This window comes from Pseudoalteromonas sp. 1181_04, from assembly GCF_052850545.1.
In genome coordinates this window covers 102,841-121,198 of the sequence record NZ_VXCS01000010.1, presented here as the reverse complement: position 1 = coordinate 121,198, position 18,358 = coordinate 102,841, and the positions used below count along the sequence as shown (strand labels likewise).

The 18,358-nt window shown below is 39.7% G+C and carries 16 protein-coding genes; 1 reads left to right on the top strand and 15 read right to left on the bottom strand.

Annotation, left to right across the window (positions count from 1 at the left end; translation table 11 throughout):
• From FW757_RS10185 to FW757_RS10145, 9 genes are read right to left on the bottom strand one after another with little or no spacing between them, the layout of a single operon-like run.
• Entirely contained in the window at positions 1-1,224 is a 1,224-nt protein-coding gene (locus tag FW757_RS10185; RefSeq protein WP_404699704.1) for a type II secretion system F family protein, read from the bottom strand.
• The gene (locus FW757_RS10180) at positions 1,211-2,938 is read right to left on the bottom strand and encodes a GspE/PulE family protein (protein ID WP_182785119.1); all 1,728 of its coding nucleotides are present in this window, start codon (positions 2,936-2,938) and stop codon (positions 1,211-1,213) included. Before FW757_RS10180 ends, FW757_RS10185 begins: the two co-directional genes overlap by 14 nt.
• Positions 2,935-4,002 (bottom strand): tetratricopeptide repeat protein, encoded by a 1,068-nt coding sequence (locus tag FW757_RS10175; protein WP_182717715.1) that lies wholly within the window; start codon positions 4,000-4,002, stop codon positions 2,935-2,937. Before FW757_RS10175 ends, FW757_RS10180 begins: the two co-directional genes overlap by 4 nt.
• Positions 3,999-4,901 (bottom strand): ExeA family protein, encoded by a 903-nt coding sequence (locus tag FW757_RS10170; RefSeq protein ID WP_182717714.1) that lies wholly within the window; start codon positions 4,899-4,901, stop codon positions 3,999-4,001. Before FW757_RS10170 ends, FW757_RS10175 begins: the two co-directional genes overlap by 4 nt.
• A 2-nt stretch (positions 4,902-4,903) precedes the next feature.
• The gene (gene mshL / locus FW757_RS10165) at positions 4,904-6,571 is read right to left on the bottom strand and encodes a pilus (MSHA type) biogenesis protein MshL (RefSeq protein ID WP_182717713.1); all 1,668 of its coding nucleotides are present in this window, start codon (positions 6,569-6,571) and stop codon (positions 4,904-4,906) included.
• Complete coding sequence (locus FW757_RS10160; RefSeq protein WP_182717712.1) at positions 6,555-6,875, bottom strand: agglutinin biogenesis protein MshK; 321 nt, start codon at positions 6,873-6,875, stop codon at positions 6,555-6,557. The genes mshL and FW757_RS10160 overlap by 17 nt, the downstream gene beginning before the upstream one ends.
• Positions 6,853-7,533 (bottom strand): type II secretion system protein GspM, encoded by a 681-nt coding sequence (gspM, locus tag FW757_RS10155; protein WP_182717711.1) that lies wholly within the window; start codon positions 7,531-7,533, stop codon positions 6,853-6,855. The genes FW757_RS10160 and gspM overlap by 23 nt, the downstream gene beginning before the upstream one ends.
• A complete protein-coding gene (locus FW757_RS10150) occupies positions 7,523-8,128 on the bottom strand; it encodes a PilN domain-containing protein (RefSeq protein ID WP_182717710.1) in 606 nt (201 codons plus the stop codon). Before FW757_RS10150 ends, gspM begins: the two co-directional genes overlap by 11 nt.
• Complete coding sequence (locus FW757_RS10145; RefSeq protein ID WP_182740304.1) at positions 8,118-9,059, bottom strand: MSHA biogenesis protein MshI; 942 nt, start codon at positions 9,057-9,059, stop codon at positions 8,118-8,120. The genes FW757_RS10150 and FW757_RS10145 overlap by 11 nt, the downstream gene beginning before the upstream one ends.
• 87 nt (positions 9,060-9,146) lie before the next feature.
• Between FW757_RS10145 and FW757_RS10140 the strand changes: the two genes are divergently transcribed.
• A complete protein-coding gene (locus FW757_RS10140; RefSeq protein ID WP_182760714.1) occupies positions 9,147-10,058 on the top strand; it encodes a 1-aminocyclopropane-1-carboxylate deaminase/D-cysteine desulfhydrase in 912 nt (303 codons plus the stop codon).
• Between the two features lie 25 nt (positions 10,059-10,083).
• On the opposite strand, the gene FW757_RS10135 is transcribed toward FW757_RS10140, so the two are convergent.
• The 6 genes from FW757_RS10135 to FW757_RS10110 all read right to left on the bottom strand — a co-directional run bounded on the left by FW757_RS10135 (position 10,084) and on the right by FW757_RS10110 (position 18,329).
• The gene (locus FW757_RS10135; protein ID WP_182760713.1) at positions 10,084-11,739 is read right to left on the bottom strand and encodes an EAL domain-containing protein; all 1,656 of its coding nucleotides are present in this window, start codon (positions 11,737-11,739) and stop codon (positions 10,084-10,086) included.
• A 571-nt stretch (positions 11,740-12,310) separates the two neighbouring features.
• Positions 12,311-13,759 (bottom strand): S41 family peptidase, encoded by a 1,449-nt coding sequence (locus FW757_RS10130; protein WP_182740301.1) that lies wholly within the window; start codon positions 13,757-13,759, stop codon positions 12,311-12,313.
• Positions 13,760-13,847: 88 nt separating this feature from the next.
• A complete protein-coding gene (locus tag FW757_RS10125; protein ID WP_182740300.1) occupies positions 13,848-15,107 on the bottom strand; it encodes an ATP-binding protein in 1,260 nt (419 codons plus the stop codon).
• Positions 15,098-15,793, bottom strand: coding sequence for a response regulator transcription factor (locus tag FW757_RS10120; protein WP_182740299.1), 696 nt, complete (start codon positions 15,791-15,793; stop codon positions 15,098-15,100). The genes FW757_RS10125 and FW757_RS10120 overlap by 10 nt, the downstream gene beginning before the upstream one ends.
• A gap of 419 nt (positions 15,794-16,212) precedes the next feature.
• A complete protein-coding gene (gene ssb, locus FW757_RS10115; protein ID WP_149982642.1) occupies positions 16,213-16,941 on the bottom strand; it encodes a single-stranded DNA-binding protein in 729 nt (242 codons plus the stop codon).
• A 20-nt stretch (positions 16,942-16,961) separates the two neighbouring features.
• A complete protein-coding gene (locus FW757_RS10110; RefSeq protein ID WP_145238569.1) occupies positions 16,962-18,329 on the bottom strand; it encodes an MFS transporter in 1,368 nt (455 codons plus the stop codon).
• Positions 18,330-18,358: the final 29 nt, after the last annotated feature.

Genomic DNA, 18,358 nt, shown 5'->3' with positions numbered 1-18,358 from the left:
CTAACCACCTTTAATTGCTGACATCATGTTCCACATCGGCATAAAAATACCCAATGCCAAAATAAGCACCATAACAGCCACTATCACGGTTAAAATAGGCTCTATCTTGGCGGTTAAACTGCGTAAATCGTAATCAACTTCTCGCTCATAATAATCGGCAGCTTCTTGCAAAAGTTCATCTACTCGGCCCGTTTCTTCACCAACAGCCACCATTTGTAGCACTAACTGGGAAAAAAGCTCGCTACTCCTTGAGGCCCTTAACAGGCTGTCACCTTTTTCTATATCTTGACGAATATTTAAAATTGCTCGCTCCATATAACTGTTATCAACCGCTTTTGCAGTCAACGATAGTCCTGTAGTCATAGGTACACCCGAGCGCAATACCATAGCTAAACTTTGGCTGTACCTTGCAAGTAATGAGCGATGAATAATGTTTCCCACTATAGGAATTTTTAATTTGTAGTGGTCCCAATTATATAAACCAACTTCTGTTGTTAGGTATCGGCGCCAAGCGATCACACTGCTAACCAGTATTAGTAATAAAAGCCACCAGTAATTAACGAAGAAGTAACTTGTTGCCACCAAAATTTGGGTCATTAATGGTAGTTCTGCATCAAATTTAGCGAACATGGTGGCAAACACCGGGATCACAAATATATTTAAAATCACCATGGCAACTAATAACGCAGCAATCACAAAAGTGGGGTAGCGCATTGCGGCTTTTATGCGTTTGCGCGTTTCTTGTTCTTTCTCAAAATAACTAGCGAGTTGGTGAAAAGCATCTTCTAATCGCCCTGAGCCTTCGCCCACCAAAACCATTGCGATAGTTAATCTGCTAAATACTTTATTGTGCATGGTCATGGCACTGGAAAGATCCCGACCTTGCTCTAGTTGTTTGATTATGTCTGTTAAAACTAGCTTAAACTCTTTATTCTGTGTGGTATCAGCTAACCCCACCATGGCACGAATAATCGGTATACCCGCTTTGAGCAACGAATACATTTGCCGAGAAAACATAATCATGTCTGCAAGGTTTATTTTTTCTTTAAATAACTGGCCTAGCGGTAGGTTAATATCGCTTTCTCTATCAATTTGGGTAATCGATATCGGCGTAAATTGGCGTTTTAACAAGCTATCGGCAACACCGGCTTGACTAGCAGCTTCAAGTTGCCCCTTAATTAAAATGCCTTTTTGGTCTTTAGCTTGATAGTTATAAAGGTGCATCATCACCTCCTACCATTTCAGGAATATATTCAGCCACTTTAAATACTTCATCTAAAGTGGTTATCCCCTGCTTGGCATACCCTAACGCCATGGTAGATAACGGCGCAAAGTAAGGGTTGTTCTTGGCAGCCCGAGCAAAACCTTGAGTGTCATTTTGACGAAGACACTCCATCATGGCTTCATCCATTTCGAGTAACTCAAAAACACCGACCCGACCTTTGTAACCTGAGTGATTACACGCGGTACACCCCTTACCATAAAAAAATTCGGTTTTGTCTACATTAACATTTAAATACTTTAACCAGCTTGCCTCTTGAGCATCGGGTGTATATGTATGCTTGCAATTTTGACATACCCGCCTAACTAAACGCTGAGCAATAATGGCTCTTAGTGAGCTGGCAACTAAATAGGCTGGCGCTCCCATATCAATTAACCGCATTGCACTGGTTATTGCGTCATTAGTATGCAGAGTTGAAAGCACTAAATGCCCTGTTAATGCGCCCCGCAGGCCTATATCAACCGTTTCTTTATCACGCATTTCCCCCACCATTAGAATGTCAGGGTCTTGACGTAGCGCGGTTCTTAAAATACTGGCAAAACTAAGCCCTATTTTATTTTTAATCTGTACTTGGTTTATCCGGCCAATGCGATACTCCACCGGATCTTCTACTGTAATAATTTTATTTTCTGGCTGGTTTAGCTCACTCAACGCACCATATAAAGTGGTTGTTTTACCTGAGCCTGTTGGCCCGGTTACCAAAATCATGCCATGAGGGCGCTTTAAGATTGAGCGAAACCGTTTTAGCAACGCTGCAGGCATACCGGTTTCATCTAATGATAGTAACCCGGCAGATTGATCAAGCAGCCGCATAACAACCGATTCGCCATATTGAACCGGCATAGTAGACAAACGAACATCAATACTATGAGTGTGCACTTTAATATTAAAACGGCCATCTTGTGGTAAACGCTTTTCTGAAATATCTAAGCCAGACATCAATTTAAGTCGTAAAACTAATGCTGATGCTATTTTAACTTGATTGAGAACATGCTCTTGTAATACCCCATCAACACGCTGACGAATTCGTAACATGCCTTCATCTGGTTCAATATGTATATCTGACGCTCTGACCTGAACCGCATCTTCAAAAATCGATTGTAATAATTTTACTACGGTCGCATCAGAGGATTCATCACCTAACGAATTTAAGTCAAATTCTTCTACATCTTCATACTCTTCATGTAACTGCTCGGCAAAGCTGGTAATTTCTTCTGTCCGCCGGTAAACGTTATCAAAAGCAGTCATGATCTGACTTTCTTGCACTACCGCTAAATCAATTCGCTTTGGCGCTAAAATTGGTGCGAGTTGATCAAGCCCTCTTAAATCGGCCGGATCACTCATCCCCACAAGTACTGAGTCACCATTATCTTCTATAACGAGCGCTCTATAGCGGCGCGCCATTACTTCAGAAAGCAACTTGGATACTTCAGGTGAGATTTTGCGTTGCGAAATATCTAAAAAGGGAACTTTTAATTGCTGAGCTAAAAACCTTAGTAATTGTGGCTCACTAATAAACTCAAGAGCAATTAACGTTGCACCTAGCTTACGCCCGGTTGCAGCCTGCACGTTTAACGCTTCACTCAATTGCGCTTCAGTGATCATGTTTTCTTCAACTAATAAATCACCTAACCTTAGACGTAGACTGGGTCTCATGACACACCTCCTAAGGTCTGCAAACGTTGCTTTGCATGTTTTAACACTGCAGGGTTTAAGTTACCCACTTCGATTGCAGCTAGGTAATAACGTTTCGCCGAGAGGTAATCACCTTGTGCATCTTTAGAAGTCGCCATAGCTAACCACCATTTACCTTGCTGAGGCTGTAACTGTGTTAATTGCTCAAAGCAAACCAATGCACGAGTATGATCACCTAACTGCTGCGCAGCAGTGCCTTTAAGCGCCCAATATTGCGCATCACCTTGGCTATCAAAATCATCGCTTAATAATTGTTGTACCACTGAATATTGCTTGCGCGTAATATAAATTTTACTAAGCTGCACTCGCCACTCGAGTACTTGCGAGTCAAACGCAATGCCATGTTCTAAAATACTTTGCGCGGATAAAATATCTTGCTGCTGAAAATAAGTTGCTGCGAGTAAACTTCTTGCAGCTATATTCCCTTTATCTCGATTAAGAATTTGGCTTAAATCATCTATGCCTTCCTGATATAAACCAAATTCGAGGGCTTGCTTAGCTTGGCGCAGTAGCTCAGCTATTTGCTGTTGCTCTGTTCGTTGCTGAGTCACTTTTTTAACCTGAAAACTACTTTGTTTATTGGCACTAGGCACTGTATTTGGCTCAACCGTGATAGCTGCAACCATGGGTTTTTCAGCTACAAACGGCTCTTTGGTGTCCGTTTTTACCGCTGCGACTTCTTCAATAATGGGTTCTACTTTAGCAACTGGTTTAATTACATCAGAGTTACTCACCACAGGAGCATTAATTAACACTGGCGTGTTATTTTGCTCAGCCTCTTTTGAGCTTTGAGCTTTGGTAACTAGATCCATTCGTTCTGGTAATTGAGCAGCATCATCACTTGCTGTAGGTAAATAAATATAGCTCAATACAACCACTAACAAGGCAATGGCGATTATTAGTAGCTTTTTAATAACACCATGCGAATCATAAACAGGGTCTACTACAACTGTACCTTGCTCATTTAACGAAGTTGTTGGCTGTCGCTGCTCAATATTTTTAAGCATAGAATTAATGACACTCATAGCCATTGCCTCCACGCCCAAATTATCATAATGGCAATAGCCGATAGACTCACCACTGCAATATTCCAACCATTGATGTAATTATTCACGGTGCAATCTTCGGTGTCTTTTACCGCAAGCTTTATGTGCCGGCTACTTACTGCGGTGAGCCCTTCACCGTAAGCTTGCAGCAAGGTTTTATGACATAAGATATTTACTAACCGAGGAATACCACGACTTGCTTGCGCTATTTTTAAGCCTAATTGCTTGGTAAATAGCGGTGCACCTTTAAAACCTGCGACCTGTAATCGATGATTAATATAGTAAATTACTTCGCCGCTAGTCATTGGTCTTAGCTGGTAAGAAAAGCTAATACGCTGGCGTAATTGGCGAACCCGTGTATGCGCTAGTTTTTCGTCTAATTCGGGCTGCCCAAACAGCACCACTTGAATCAGTTTTTCGCTTTCAGTTTCAATATTGGTAAATAGTCGTAACGCTTCAAGAGCATCCCAGCTTAGGCTTTGCGCCTCATCTATCAGTAAAACAACTTTTTTGCCTTCTTTTTGTAACGCTAATAAATGATGATTGATCAACTGACTTAGTGCTTGCTGATCTAATTGTTTATCAACGTCCATACCTAGCTCTACAGCGAGTGCCCAGCGTAGCTCATCTGGGCTTAAATATGAGTTAGGTAGATAAGCAACGGTGTAATCATGCTCAATTTGATTAAGTAATTTACGGCACAATAAAGTTTTACCCGTGCCGACCTCTCCTGCTACCTTAATAAACCCCTCTCCCATTTCAAGTGCAGTAATAAGCACCTGCATTGCTTCATTATGCGGTGCAAGCGCACAGAAAAACTCGGTGTTAGGGGTTAAGGTGAAAGGCATTTCACTTAAATTAAAAAAGCTCAAATACATAGCTAGTTCTCATACCAAGTATTAAGTAGTTGGCGGCTGCGTGTTTGCTGTTTTTTCCACGTATCTGGCATTACAACTGTTGGCTTTAGCAATATAACGAGCTCTTTCTTTTCTTGGCGTTTACTAATACTTTTAAATAAATTACCAAATAAGGGGATATCACCTAATACCGGTGTTTTAGACTCTTCATCGGTGGTTATCGTTTGCATTAAGCCACCAATCACAACAATTTCACCGCTTTGCGCACGAATTACCGTGTCTGATTCCCTAATGTTGCTTTGTGCTAACGGTAAAATAAACTCATCATTATTAAGGGTAATGACCTTTTGTTGCTCTTCAGTTTGAGTGACGGAGGGGTGAACATGTAAGATCACTGAGCCGTATTTGTCTATTTGTGGGGTTACATCGAGGGCAATCCCTGAAAAGAAAGGAGTTAGGTCAATTTCTGGGGTTGTTGTGGTGGCATTCCCTGTTACAGTGGTACTTGAAACATTCGTAACAAAATACTCATCTTGACCTACTTTAATGACCGCTTTTTGGTTATTAGTCGCAGTCACTCGGGGGTTTGAAAGCATCTGTACATCGCCCTGAGTTTCTAATAAGCTAATCACCCCAGTAAAGTCTGCGTTATTAATAACTAAGTTTGATACACCACCTAGAGCGGCCGTAATACTATTACTAATTTGCCCTGCTGCAGTGGTCGCGAACGACAGACTTGTACTGCCAATTGAACCCGCAATTTCGTTCCAATTAACACCTTGCTGGTATTCATCTTTAAGCGTGACTTCGACTATTTTGGCTTCTAAAATCACTTGTCGCTGTAAGTTTTCTTGGGTTTGCCGCAAAAAGTCCTTTAGCTGCATTATTTCACTCGGTAATGCATTAACCGTTACTAAGCTGGCTTGTGGGCTGGCGATAACATAGCGCCCATCACCGGTGCCAATCAAGGATTTTAAAGCCAGCTCTAGATCTTTCCAAAAGTCATTACTGTTAGTGGTTTGAATACGCGAACCGTTAAGTTCAATATTTTGATTATTACCAAACTCACTATCTTGTTGATTATTATTGTTATAGTTATTCGAACTATTGCTTTGATTAGAATTATTATTATCAGCCATTTGGCTCACACCACCAGCAACAACACTTACCGTAGACTGACCACTACGTTTCATCATTAAATAGTTAACAGGTATTGTTTCAGTGCGCATTTTTGCAGGTAGCACCTGTACAACTCGTCCTTCGTGAACAATATCAAGCGGGTACATACGTTTAATTACATTTATTACCTCATCAAAGGTAACATTTTTTAATGTGAGACTAATGGTGCCAGCTACCTCTGGGTGTATAGCAACGCTATATGGCGTATCGTCAGTTAAACCAGCAAAGAAAGCGCGCACTTCTACTTCATTTGCAGCCACTTCAAAACGCTTAACTGCCAACTCTGTATTAAGGCTTTGCTCGCTATCAAATGACGATAATAAGCTTTGCGTAACTTCATCGGGCACTGTCAACGGAGCTACTGTAGTTTGCTGCTCAGGCTGAGCTGTGAGCTCTTGCTCAATATGGGGCTTTATTTCTTTACCTGGAGCAAAACTATGGCAACCACCAAGGTAGATAGGTAACAGCAATAAAATAGTCAGCTGACTAGGTAATTTAATTTTTAATTTCATAATCATATAAATCTAATTTTATTTGCTTATTGTCATTCGCTAACACAACTTGCTTAGAGCTTATGGTTAGCACTTTATAGTCATTTATTTGATCGCCTACGGTATAAATCTGTCCTGAAATAATCGCTTTATAGCGGCCTGACCTTTTAATTATTGATTGCAGCTTGAGGCTACTTTGCTGATTTTTAACTACGCTAGTAGCGAGCAAATTTTGTGGCTTAGTTGGATCGGCCAACTGCTGCGCAACCACGTCTGCTGAGCAAACAAATAACCCAAGCACACTAAAGAGCAATAAATTTTTCATTCGCGCTCACCGTTGCTATATGTATGATTAATTGCGCCCGAGGGTAATCCTCTACTTGATAGTCAAAACGCTGGATTAAGAGTTTTTCTTTACTTTGTTTTAGCGATGCTAAATATTGTTGCAAGTTAAAATACTGTCCCTGTAATGTGAGCACCATTTGATGTTCAAAAAACAGTGTTTTAGCTTCGTTTGCACCAACCTTAGTAACATCGACAGCTTTAGGCTCTAACACTTTAAAACTAACAACCTTAACCTCGGTACTTTCTTTTAATAGCTGCTGCAACATATTAGGAACCCGTTCAGCGCTGACAAAGCCTTTGCTAAATTGGCTCAATTTTTCATCAGCAATAGTCAATTCACTCTTTGCCCGTTCTATTTGAGAGCGTAATTCTTTTGTGTAATCATTACTTAGAGCTTGCTCTAACATCGCTAATTGTGTTCTATTTTGAGTTATTTTTTGTTGTGCTTGAGTGTTAGCTTGGTGCTGTTTATTTGCTTGAATTTGCGTCGGCTCGACAATAAATAGATAGCCTAAATATAAAATAATAAATAACCCAGCAAATAAAATAGCCAATTTTTCTCTTATTTGCAGTGCAGCAAAACGCGCTTGATACTTCACCCAAATAGGCCAACTACGAGAGGATTTTTCAGTTTTCATGGCTGTCCTCCTTAGCTGCAACCTCTGTAGCTACATTAAATTCACTTAAGCCGTTTTTATCTTCAAACTCTAAAACCGAAAACTCTTTACCTGCAAAGTATCTTGATTGTTTTAAACTACTCAACCAAATAGGTAACTGAGCCGATTGACTTGCTTGCCCTTTTAAAGTCACTGTTTGCTCAGAAAACGTTACTTGGGTTAACCAAATACTTGCCACATGGTAACGCGCTAAATCAAGCATCACTTGGCTATAGTCCATACTCGATAAAGTTTGTGCAGCCTCCAAGTAACCAAACACTTGTTGTTTGTGGGCAATTTCTTGTTCCATCTTTTTTAACTGCTTAACAAACTGATCTTTATTTTGTTTCTCATCTAATTTAGCTTTCACAGCTTGTAACTGGGTGCTCATTTCATTTAATGTTAATTCAGTTTGTTGCGCCTCTATTTGGTTAAAGTGAACTGATAACGCAAACCCACCCCAACTTATGGCAATAACAAATAACGCTATGCCCCACAGCGCTAATAAACTTTGCAATGGCATTAAGTCACGACGAGGACGTAGTGATTTTTGGTAAAAATTAATTCTATTCTTCATTGCGCGGCTCTTTACTTTCAGCCATAGATATAGCTGCAGCTAGGGCATAGAAGTACTGACTATCTAAACCCTCTGATAAGGCAAGGTTAGGTTGAAAATCAACAACCTTAACTTGTAATAGCTCTGCAAGCTCAGCTCTGAGTGTTAAAGAAGATAAATCGTCGCATTGCAGCTGAATACTGCGTATAGGGGGCTGCTTAAGCTGACTTTCAAAAAAATCCATCGACCGTTGTACCTCTAAACCTAAAGCGTCAATGAACGCACTATTTTGATCTTTTTCTGTAATGCCTACAAAGCCATTTAGCCGCCTTGCCAATACAAGCTTACCGTCACAAATAATCAATATTCTCGGCTCATGTTCAACATGCTGCACCACCAACATATGCGCATCTTTATCTTTACCAAATAAAGTGAGTAATACCATTTCTTCTGACGTCATTGAGCGTAAAATTGCGTTGGTATCTGCAAAGCTATTAATGAACGGCTGAATCTGTGTTTTATCAGTAATAAACACATTCATTTTATTCGCTTGCATTGGTAATGAGATGGGATAATCAATAAAGTCTGCGATGATATTCTCTGGCGCAACGTTGACAAGGTCTTTCGTAGTCCATGGTAACGACTGCACAATTTCGTCATCTGTCAGGTTAGGTTTTTCCATTTGCACAATTTGATAATAGTGGTGAGGTATCACTAAATTAATCGCACAACGCAGCTTACTAACTTCATTTGTACAAGTTACAATTGCTTTTGTATAATCCCGAGGTTCTGTCACTACAACACTGTGGGTTTTATCGATTTGCCAGTGCCCCTGCAAGCGTTTTAAGCTTACAGCATTCACTGTTTTTGCATATGTAGCTATCCCTATTACACAATTCGAATCTAACCCTTGTTGCAACCAAGGAAATAATGAAAAAATCTTCTTTTTCATATAGCTACTTATGTTGGCTATTGATTTTTTAAGTATCGTATATTTTTACTAGCCCGCAAGTTTTCACATAAGAAAAAAGGAACTTGAATGCATAACTCTTTCACTATTGATGAAAATAGCCCGATACAACAAATAGATAGTACCAAGTTAAAAAAAAGAAATATTTCATTATGCATTAAACGTGATGATCTGCTACACCCGCTCATTAGCGGTAATAAATGGCGAAAACTCAAGTACAACTTAATTGAGATGCAAGCACAAAATAAACAGGAGTTAGTAACGTTTGGTGGCGCTTTTTCAAATCATATCCATGCCTGTGCTGCCGCAGGAAAGCATTTTAACTTAACAACCCATGGCATTATTCGCGGCCCTGAACTTGATCAGCAAAACCCGACCTTACAATTCGCCAAACAATGCGGTATGCAACTGCACCCAGTTACCCGCTTAGAGTATCGTGAGCGACACAATGCTGATTATTTAGCGCAATTACAAACTCGCTTTCCTAATGCCTACCTATTGCCAGAAGGCGGTACAAACACAGCCGCTCTACTTGGTTGTAAAAAGCTTGCGCAGTCATTACCCGTCGCCGACTATGTTATCTGTCCAACGGGGAGCGGAGGCACACTGGCAGGGTTAATTGAAGGCTGCGATAACAGCACACAGGTTTTAGGAGTCGCGGTATTAAAGCAAGCTGAGTATTTAATCGATGAAATAAAATCGCTCAGCCCGGTAGCAGCACAACAGCAAAACTGGCAATTACTCACCCAGTTTCATGGCGGTGGCTATGGCAAGTTTAGCCCTGAACTTTGGCAATTTTGCCTGCAGATGCAAAGCCAACATCAACTCCCGCTCGAGCCGATTTACTCAGGAAAAATGATGCACGCTTTATGGCAGTTAATCGCTCAGGATTATTTTCCTAAAGGCAGTAACATCATTGCCATTCATACCGGTGGCCTGCAAGGATTAAACGGGCTGCGTTATCGTGGCTTAATAACTTGAGTTCATGCACTTAATGAGCTAAAAATCAATTTACCGTGACATTAGTAAACTCTTGCAAAGGTTCGGTAAAGTAAAACCCTTGTGCGCCAAGCACGCCCTGCTTTTTAAGCATATTGAGTTCTTGCTGGGTTTCCACGCCAACACCGTATACGGGTAAGTTCACTCGCTCTGCACTGGCTACAATTTGGCGCACCACTTTTTGCTGCGTTACATTTTTATCAATGTCGTGGATTAAATCATAGCTAAGCTTGAGTCCTTTGATCCCTTTGTAAGGCGCTAATAAAGCGATTTTATCGTGCGATGAAACATTATCAATTGATACTGAGCTCCCCACTGATTTAATTGTACTAAAAGCAAAATTCAATCGCTGTTGATGTTGATAAAAATCCACCTCCGATATCTCAAACTGTAGTTTATCAGCACCTTTTACATTTTTCATTCTCTGTCCAAACCAGCGCCAATAGTCATCAGAAAACCAATTAAATGCGTGTAAGTTAATACTCACGGTTAACGCACTTGTTTCACTTTCTAATAACTTAACAACTTGATCCAATACTGTTTTATCCAATAAAACAATCGCTGAATCATTTTTTAGTTGAGGAATAAATTGCTTAGCAGAAAGCATCCCTAAAGACTTATGACGAACCCGGATCAAAGCTTCATGCTGTAAAATATCACCACTGGCGAACTCAAATAACGGCTGAAAAAACAACATAAATTTCTTTTTGCCAATGTAATCAGCTAAGTTCTCATCGCTATTTGCCAGCACCGTTGAACGCGTATGGTTAAACGGTACCCGATGAGTATGCTGCCATGGGCTTTGTTTTGCTAATGCGAGTGCTGATTTAGTTAGCTGATAAACCACAGTTTGATCGGCACCATCGCGGTAATTACATACGCCTATTTTAATTTCTTTGCGAGATAAGTCACCGCGATAAAGCAAAGAAGCCTGATAAATAATTTGATGCAAGCGCTTAGTGTAAGCATCGATATCAGGTTGAGGTATATTCTCCAAGGTAATTGCCAGCCCACCTGAAGATAACAACTTAACTGATACCCGAGATAACTCTTTAAAGCCTTTGCTCACAATAAGTTTAAAGTGGCTTTCTAAATCAACGTTATCTGGAAATGGCTGTGTCCAATAAAGTAAAGCAAAAAGGTGGTTATGATTATTTTGGATACCGTACATTGCGGTAATTGCAACATCGTCAGCGGAACTTAATTTTCGCTTGGCTGTCAGTACTTTTGTACTATTAATAGCAATATCATTTAGTGCTAATTTAACCACATCTTTAGGCGCTTGTTGGCTGCTTGATACTTTACCACCAGTTAATAATGCAATTGAATCTACACCATCGCGCTGTTTAAATAGCAGTCGCCACCAGCGATAACTCCAAATAGCAGCGCCAATCATCACTAGGTTTAATAAAATAAATAGCGGACTTTCAACAACCCAAAAAGGCAAATGATAAAGCTTTAAACTAACCGTTTTATATTTAAAGATATCACTCTTTTGGGCCATAAAAGCAGAATAATGAAACGAATCACTGCCTGATTCAAGCATAAAACCATGACTTTCAGCAAGTGCGGCAATGATCTCTTTATCTGCAATTGGTTGCAATTTTAAGTTGTAGATCTGTTTAGCTAATTGGCTCCCAGTGATGTGTACTTTTTGATGCAATATTTCCCCTAGAAAAAGATTAAATACCGTTAGTAAAAGCATAAAAGCAATTACATAAAAACTGAACATCCGCACTTGAGCATTTTTAAATTGAGTCACCATGGCTGTTACGCTGTTTGTACTAATAGCTAAAGTGTTGTTCAAGATCCTTATAAACACAAGGCTGAGAGCGATGTTTAAATGTTAACGAACATTATAATGAATAAAACCATCGCATTTTTAGCTACCTAAGTCGGAATAAATATTTATAATTTTTAGCGCATCACAATTGCTTCCTAAAAATAACAAAACACTTATGATGTTTCACTTGTTTGTAATTTTTATCTATTTAGTCAACAGTTATCTAAGACAGCAAATATGGTAATGACTTCGAAAGGTTTATTACAATCACTCTGAAGCCATCAATTTTATTGATATTCGTTTAACTCCCCTATATTAAACGTATAAGCTACGGGCTCATCATCAACCGGAAACTCTTAAAACGAGATTTACTAAATAAATACAAGTGATTATCTAACATAAAAGCCACTATACAGACAGACCTCAAATAAAGACGAGTGCCATATTATGTTTAGTCTTCAGTTAGCAGCGTAATTATTTTCTCTATCGTAAGGTCCTTTTTCTCGCCTCTTGCGAATTTATCATAAGGGTCAACCTCAATATCAACAGGCACACCGAGCACTTCAGCATTTAGCCCCTCACCATTTTTATAGTATTCATTACTAAGTTCATAGGCCCAACCATTAGGTAACATACGAGGGAAGGTATCTGATGTGGCCCCTGCAGTGGGTTCTCCAACCAAAGTAACCTTAGGAAGCGTTGACATAGCAAGCGCAAAACTCTCGCCTGCACTGAAAGTACCATTTGACGTTAGTAAGTAGATATCATTTTGATAGTATGGTCTGCTATCAGGTTCCGCATAAACAGTAACTAGTTCATGAAGGCTACCAGCATAAAAAGTACTAATATCCCAAACTAAGGTATTACCAGATATAAACCTTTTGATTAATTCCAAGGCTTGAATATCATAGCCGCCTTCATTATCACGAATATCAATTATCAATTTTTGCGTACCATCCAATGCAATAAAAACCTCATCGAGCAAGTTATTAAATGCTTCGTTCGCATAACTGATATCTTGGCGCTCGAGGCTCTCTGTTTCAATAAAGTTTACAAAGTGAGGAAGTGATAGATATCCAACTTGAATACCTTCAACATCAATGATCCCCCAGTTTGGGCTAAATGAGTTCAGTGTATTACGTGCAATAAACGCTGGCTGAGTTGCTTTATTTAGGTACTGCGTAATATTTTCTCTAACAAGTACAGTTTGCTCGATAATATAATTCTCAGCAGCTTCGCCTTTCAACTCTAAATCATGCGCTTCTTGTTCCAGTCGTTTTGCAAGTGTTAACTTAGCTTCAAAGCTTATTGGCTCTTCGTCTAAGTTATAATACAAGCGAGTATGACCATCACTCAAAATTTCTAATATTTCACTAATTATATTAATTAACTGCTCTTCGTCATTTCCATGTAACTTAGGAGCGTACACTTCATAGATATGCTCCCAATCAATGTTACGCTCCTTAAAAAAGGCGTAGTGATTTTGCATATCTAGCCAAAACAACTGAAAAATAACTTCGGCATCAAATTCATAGCTGTTACCGGCGATTGTATCTAGTATGCCGTCAGTGCAAACATCTTCAATGTTTTGTATAGATCTATATGAAGCAGGACCACTATCATACGGTCGTTCATAAATAAGTTGGTCTTTATACTTTTGGCTAAAAGAATCAAAAAGTGGCAAGGGGTCTAAAGTAATTATTGGATAACAGAAAGCTCCTGTTACCTGCCAAGTAACAACGGAATCACCGCTGATCTGTTTTATTTCACCATAAATATCCGAATACCAAAGCTCATTTCGCTGCTCTTTTATAATGTCACTTTGATCACTATCAGAGTTACATCCAAGTAAGCTGATACAAAATATGGTGACGACTAATTTAGCAATACATTTGATCATTACAACTTCCTATAAATTGAAATAAGAAGTTATTCTAATATTCAAAGCACTCTCGGTTTGTCACTTTAATGTCAGAGTTTCGTAATGCCTATTCGACAAAACAACTAGACAAATCAATAGTCAAACAAGCGCCACCAAACTGGCTTTTACTTATTTTTACATTCGCATCATGGCTAGACAAAATTTCTTTTACGATTGCAAGCCCTAGACCCACACCATGGCGCTTACCTGTCCTACTTTCATCAACGGTATAAAAGGGTTGAAAAACTAACTCTCGTTTGCCCTTGGCAATTCCTATTCCATCATCCTCAACTGTCAACAGCAAACGTCTACCTTGCCTAAGTAGTGACACATGAATCTGCTCTACAGCGTACTTATCCGCGTTAACAACTAAATTATGTATAACTCTTTTGATACCAGCGTTATCTACTCGCGCAAATATAGATTGTTGGACATCCAAAATAATAGGATGGTTACAGTACTTTTCTATAGACTTCGCATAGTTTTGAAGTGAATTGCTCAAATTAATTTCAGTAAAATTCAAAGATGAAGAAAACTGCTCTACTTTACTATATTCTAATATTTCATGGACTAAAGTATCCAGTTCGTCACATTCCTCAAATAACTCGTAAATAAGCTTTTCATTATTTGAGGACTTATCTAACAGCTCAAGCTTCAGTTGCAATCGAAAAATAGGGGTTTTTAGTTCGTGAGAAATTGCTCTTATCATATGCCTTTGCTGAGCAAACAAGCGCTCCAACTTCTCTGCCATGTGGTTGAAAGTTTCATTTACACGTCCAATAGCGAAAAGTCCAGTATCAGCACGCCCCGATAATTGGCCCTTTGCAATTAGTTTGCTTGCAAGCTCTAATCTAAAAAGTCTGTATTGCAGCCAAAGTGTATGCAATAAAAAAAGAAATAATATTAAACCCAAAGGCAGCCCATATTGAATAAAAAACAGAATGGTCTCGACATTATCTTTCACTCTAAATGCTGAAAATTGAATTAACTCATTCCCCTGTATTTTTGCTGTAACAGCTTGCAAATTCCCATCATGAACATTTTCTACAAGTATAGTTTGCGTCTGTTCTGAAGCTGGGGTACTAATAGTTTTAACAGTTAGGTTGCTTTGCTCCGAGATTCGCTTTAGCAAAGCAAGCCATTGTTCATTGCTCAGTGCTGGGCGAGCTGCATCTAAAGCATAAATGTAGGCTCTATAGTCTAATTCCACATCTTGCTTCAATTCAGTAGAAAAATAATCCGTAGCAAGTGAAGTTAAAAGGGGATTAATCGTTAAAAATATCAAAATGAAAATTAAGCTCTTTACCCCAAAGCGTATTAACAACATTCGGTTTCCTTGCTATTGACAATAATGTACCCCTTCCCCCTAACTGTAATGAGGTGGCGATAAGGTATATTATCCCCAATGACTTTGCGTATTTTCATTATTTTATTGTCAATTGTGCGATCTAATCCATCAAATTCCCTGCCATATAATTGCCGAGAAATATCATCGCGACTAATTATAGAATCTACATGTGAAGCTAAAAAATAGAAGAGATCAAATTCACTATCCGACATCTCAAGTTTGATATCGGATTGGCTTACAACTCTGGTGAGCAAATTAAATTTAAACGGCCCAACATTGAGTATATGATCCAATTTTCTTTTACTCTCAACTCCTTGAGCTAATCTGAGCAACTTGCGAAATCTAGCCAATATAATTCGAGGATTAACCGGCTTTTGAATAAAGTCATCAGCCCCCATTTCCAGTAAGGTGATCTCATCGATGTCGTCATTACTAGCCGTTAAGATAATCACTTTACCAAAATACTTATTCTGTAAAGCACGACACACCTCAAAGCCATCCACTTCGGGAAGCATCAAATCTAATAGGACAAAATCAGGTTGATGTAACAGCACATACTCTAAGCCACTAGAACCGCTATATATCGTGTTAACCAAAAAGCCATGCTTTTCAAAAAAACTCTTAAGCAATGCTGCAAGTTCTAGATTGTCTTCAATAATAGTCAATGACTTAGAAATAAATGTATTCCTTTACTTAATGCCTACGATGGTATTCATCTTTTGTTTTAGACACAATTTTACGCTTTCTTTAATATTGCCTTGAGATTCATCATGAGGCAAATTTTGATTTAATATTCTAAAAGCACAATTTAGTCTGCAAACTATTATTAAACTATCAGTTATATTATTAAATTAAATGATTTTCAGGTTAAGCTGGAGATTTAAAAAATGTTTAATCCCCCTGCTTATTCTTGTTTGCGTAATAACAAAAAAAACCTTTAAACTTAATATTTAAAGAGGCTTTCATTAATAATTACCACATTATTTCATAAGTACTAATAAAATTATAAATACTTATGAAATTGAAAAAGCCACTAAACAGTGGCTTCAAAGGATTTTTTAAACATTTTTACTTTTGTCTTTGGTTAGAACGGGATATCGTCATCAAAATCGATAGGTGGTTCCATTGGATTTGATGCGCCGCCTTGCGGAGCACTTTGTGGCTTAGGTGCAAAACCACCTTGCGCTTGTCCACCACCTTGTGGAGCATAGCCGCCGCCACCTTGGTATTGATTACTTTGCTGTGGTGCTGCAGCTGGTTGCTGACGAGCTGCTGGCGCTTGTTGTGGCGCTGGTGCATACCCGCCGCTTTGCTGTGCTGCACTTTGCTGCTGAGCATACCCACCACCTTGTTGTGGTGCGCTTTGCTGCGGTGCGCTCTGTTGTTGGCCGTAACCACCTTGAGATTGACCACCGTGGCTTTGCTGTTGGCCACCTTGGTAACCGCCACTTTGTTGGTCGCCACCACGGGCACCTAACATTTGCATTTGACCAGTGAAACCATCCACTACGATTTCAGTGGTGAATTTCTCTTGGCCTTGTTGGTCAGTCCATTTACGGGTTTGAAGTTTGCCTTCAACGTAAATTTGTGAACCTTTACGGCAATATTCACCAACAATTTCAGCTAACTTGCCAAAAAACACAACACGGTGCCATTCTGTTTTATCAACCATTTGACCGGTGTTTTTGTCTTTATAGCTATCTGACGTAGCTAGAGTAATATTCGCTACACCATTGCCGTTAGGCATATAACGCACTTCTGGATCTTGACCTAAATTACCAACCAAGATTACTTTGTTCACACCGCGTGCCATGGACCTTTCTCCTATAAACGTTATATTAAACCAGCCACTTTGCGGGCTTGGTCTAGGTCAAATTCTTTATCATCAATCTTTAAATAACTGCGATTTTCATCACAGACTACTGTTGCTTCAATTACGCCTGGTAAAGCAACTAAACGAGAAGCAAGGGTTTGCGCTTGCTGCTCGTTACTTAATTCTGTCATTAAGCTTATCATTTTACTGCGTGGCGGGACTTGCATATTCCACGCAAGGATAAGCCATATTACCCCAACAACTGCGGCTGCGGCAAACACTGCTTGCGGCGTTGTTGATTGCGCAACGTAACCGCCTAAAATACCACCTAAAAATGCACCAAAAAATTGTCCTGACGAAAACACTCCCATCGCCGAGCCTTTTTGGCTAGCAGGTGCTAAGCGCGATACTAATGCCGGCATTGTCGCTTCTAAAAAGTTAAAGGCAACAAAATACGCCAGCATACACATCGCCATGCCGATGATTGAGTCAACACCAATTGCCATTGCCAACATACTTAGAGCGAGCACTGCGATAGAGCCAACAAATGCCTGTTTCTCTTTTTCTTTGCGGATCGCAATGATCATCACTGGCGCCATTAATAAAAATGCCAGTAATAAAACGGGAATATATACTTGCCAATGCGCTTGTGCTGCTAAACCTTTGGCAATTAACTGCCCTGGTAAGGCGACAAAAATCGTCGTCAAGGTCAAATGTAATAGCATCACCCCTAAATCTAAACGCGCTAATTGCGGGTGCTTAATGAGTTTTTTAATATCGCTAACGCTTGCTAAGGTATCGCCTTTAGGGGCTTTGCTAACCGCTTTGGGGACCAAAAACAACACAATAAAAATACCCGCAACTGCCAAAATAGCGGTTAACCAGAACACTCCAGCAAGGCCCCACGCTGCGGCAACCATTGGACCAAGTAACATAGCAATAGCAAAGCTCATGCCTATGCTCATACCAATCACGGCCATCACTTTTGGTCGTTGCTCATCGCGGCTCAAATCAGAAGCAAAAGCTAATAACGAGCTGGCAATTGCGCCCATCCCTTGTAATGCTCGCCCTAACGTGACCATTTGCATTGAATCAGCCGTGGCAGCAATCACCGAACCGATGGCAAAAACAGTTAAACCGCCAACAATGACTTTTTTACGGCCAATTTTATCCGATAACCAACCCATGGGAATTTGTAACACAGCTTGCGTTAAACCATAGGCGCCAATCGCAAAACCAATCCATATAGGTGAAAATCCTGATAATTCTTGCCCATAAATCGCCAATACTGGCATCAACATAAATAGGCCAAGCATACGAAATGCAAACACACTCGCTAAGGAAACTGCGGCGCGTTTTTCTCGTGAATTGAGTGAAGAAGCTGTCATGATTCGCGTGTTCTTGCTGTCTATTAAAA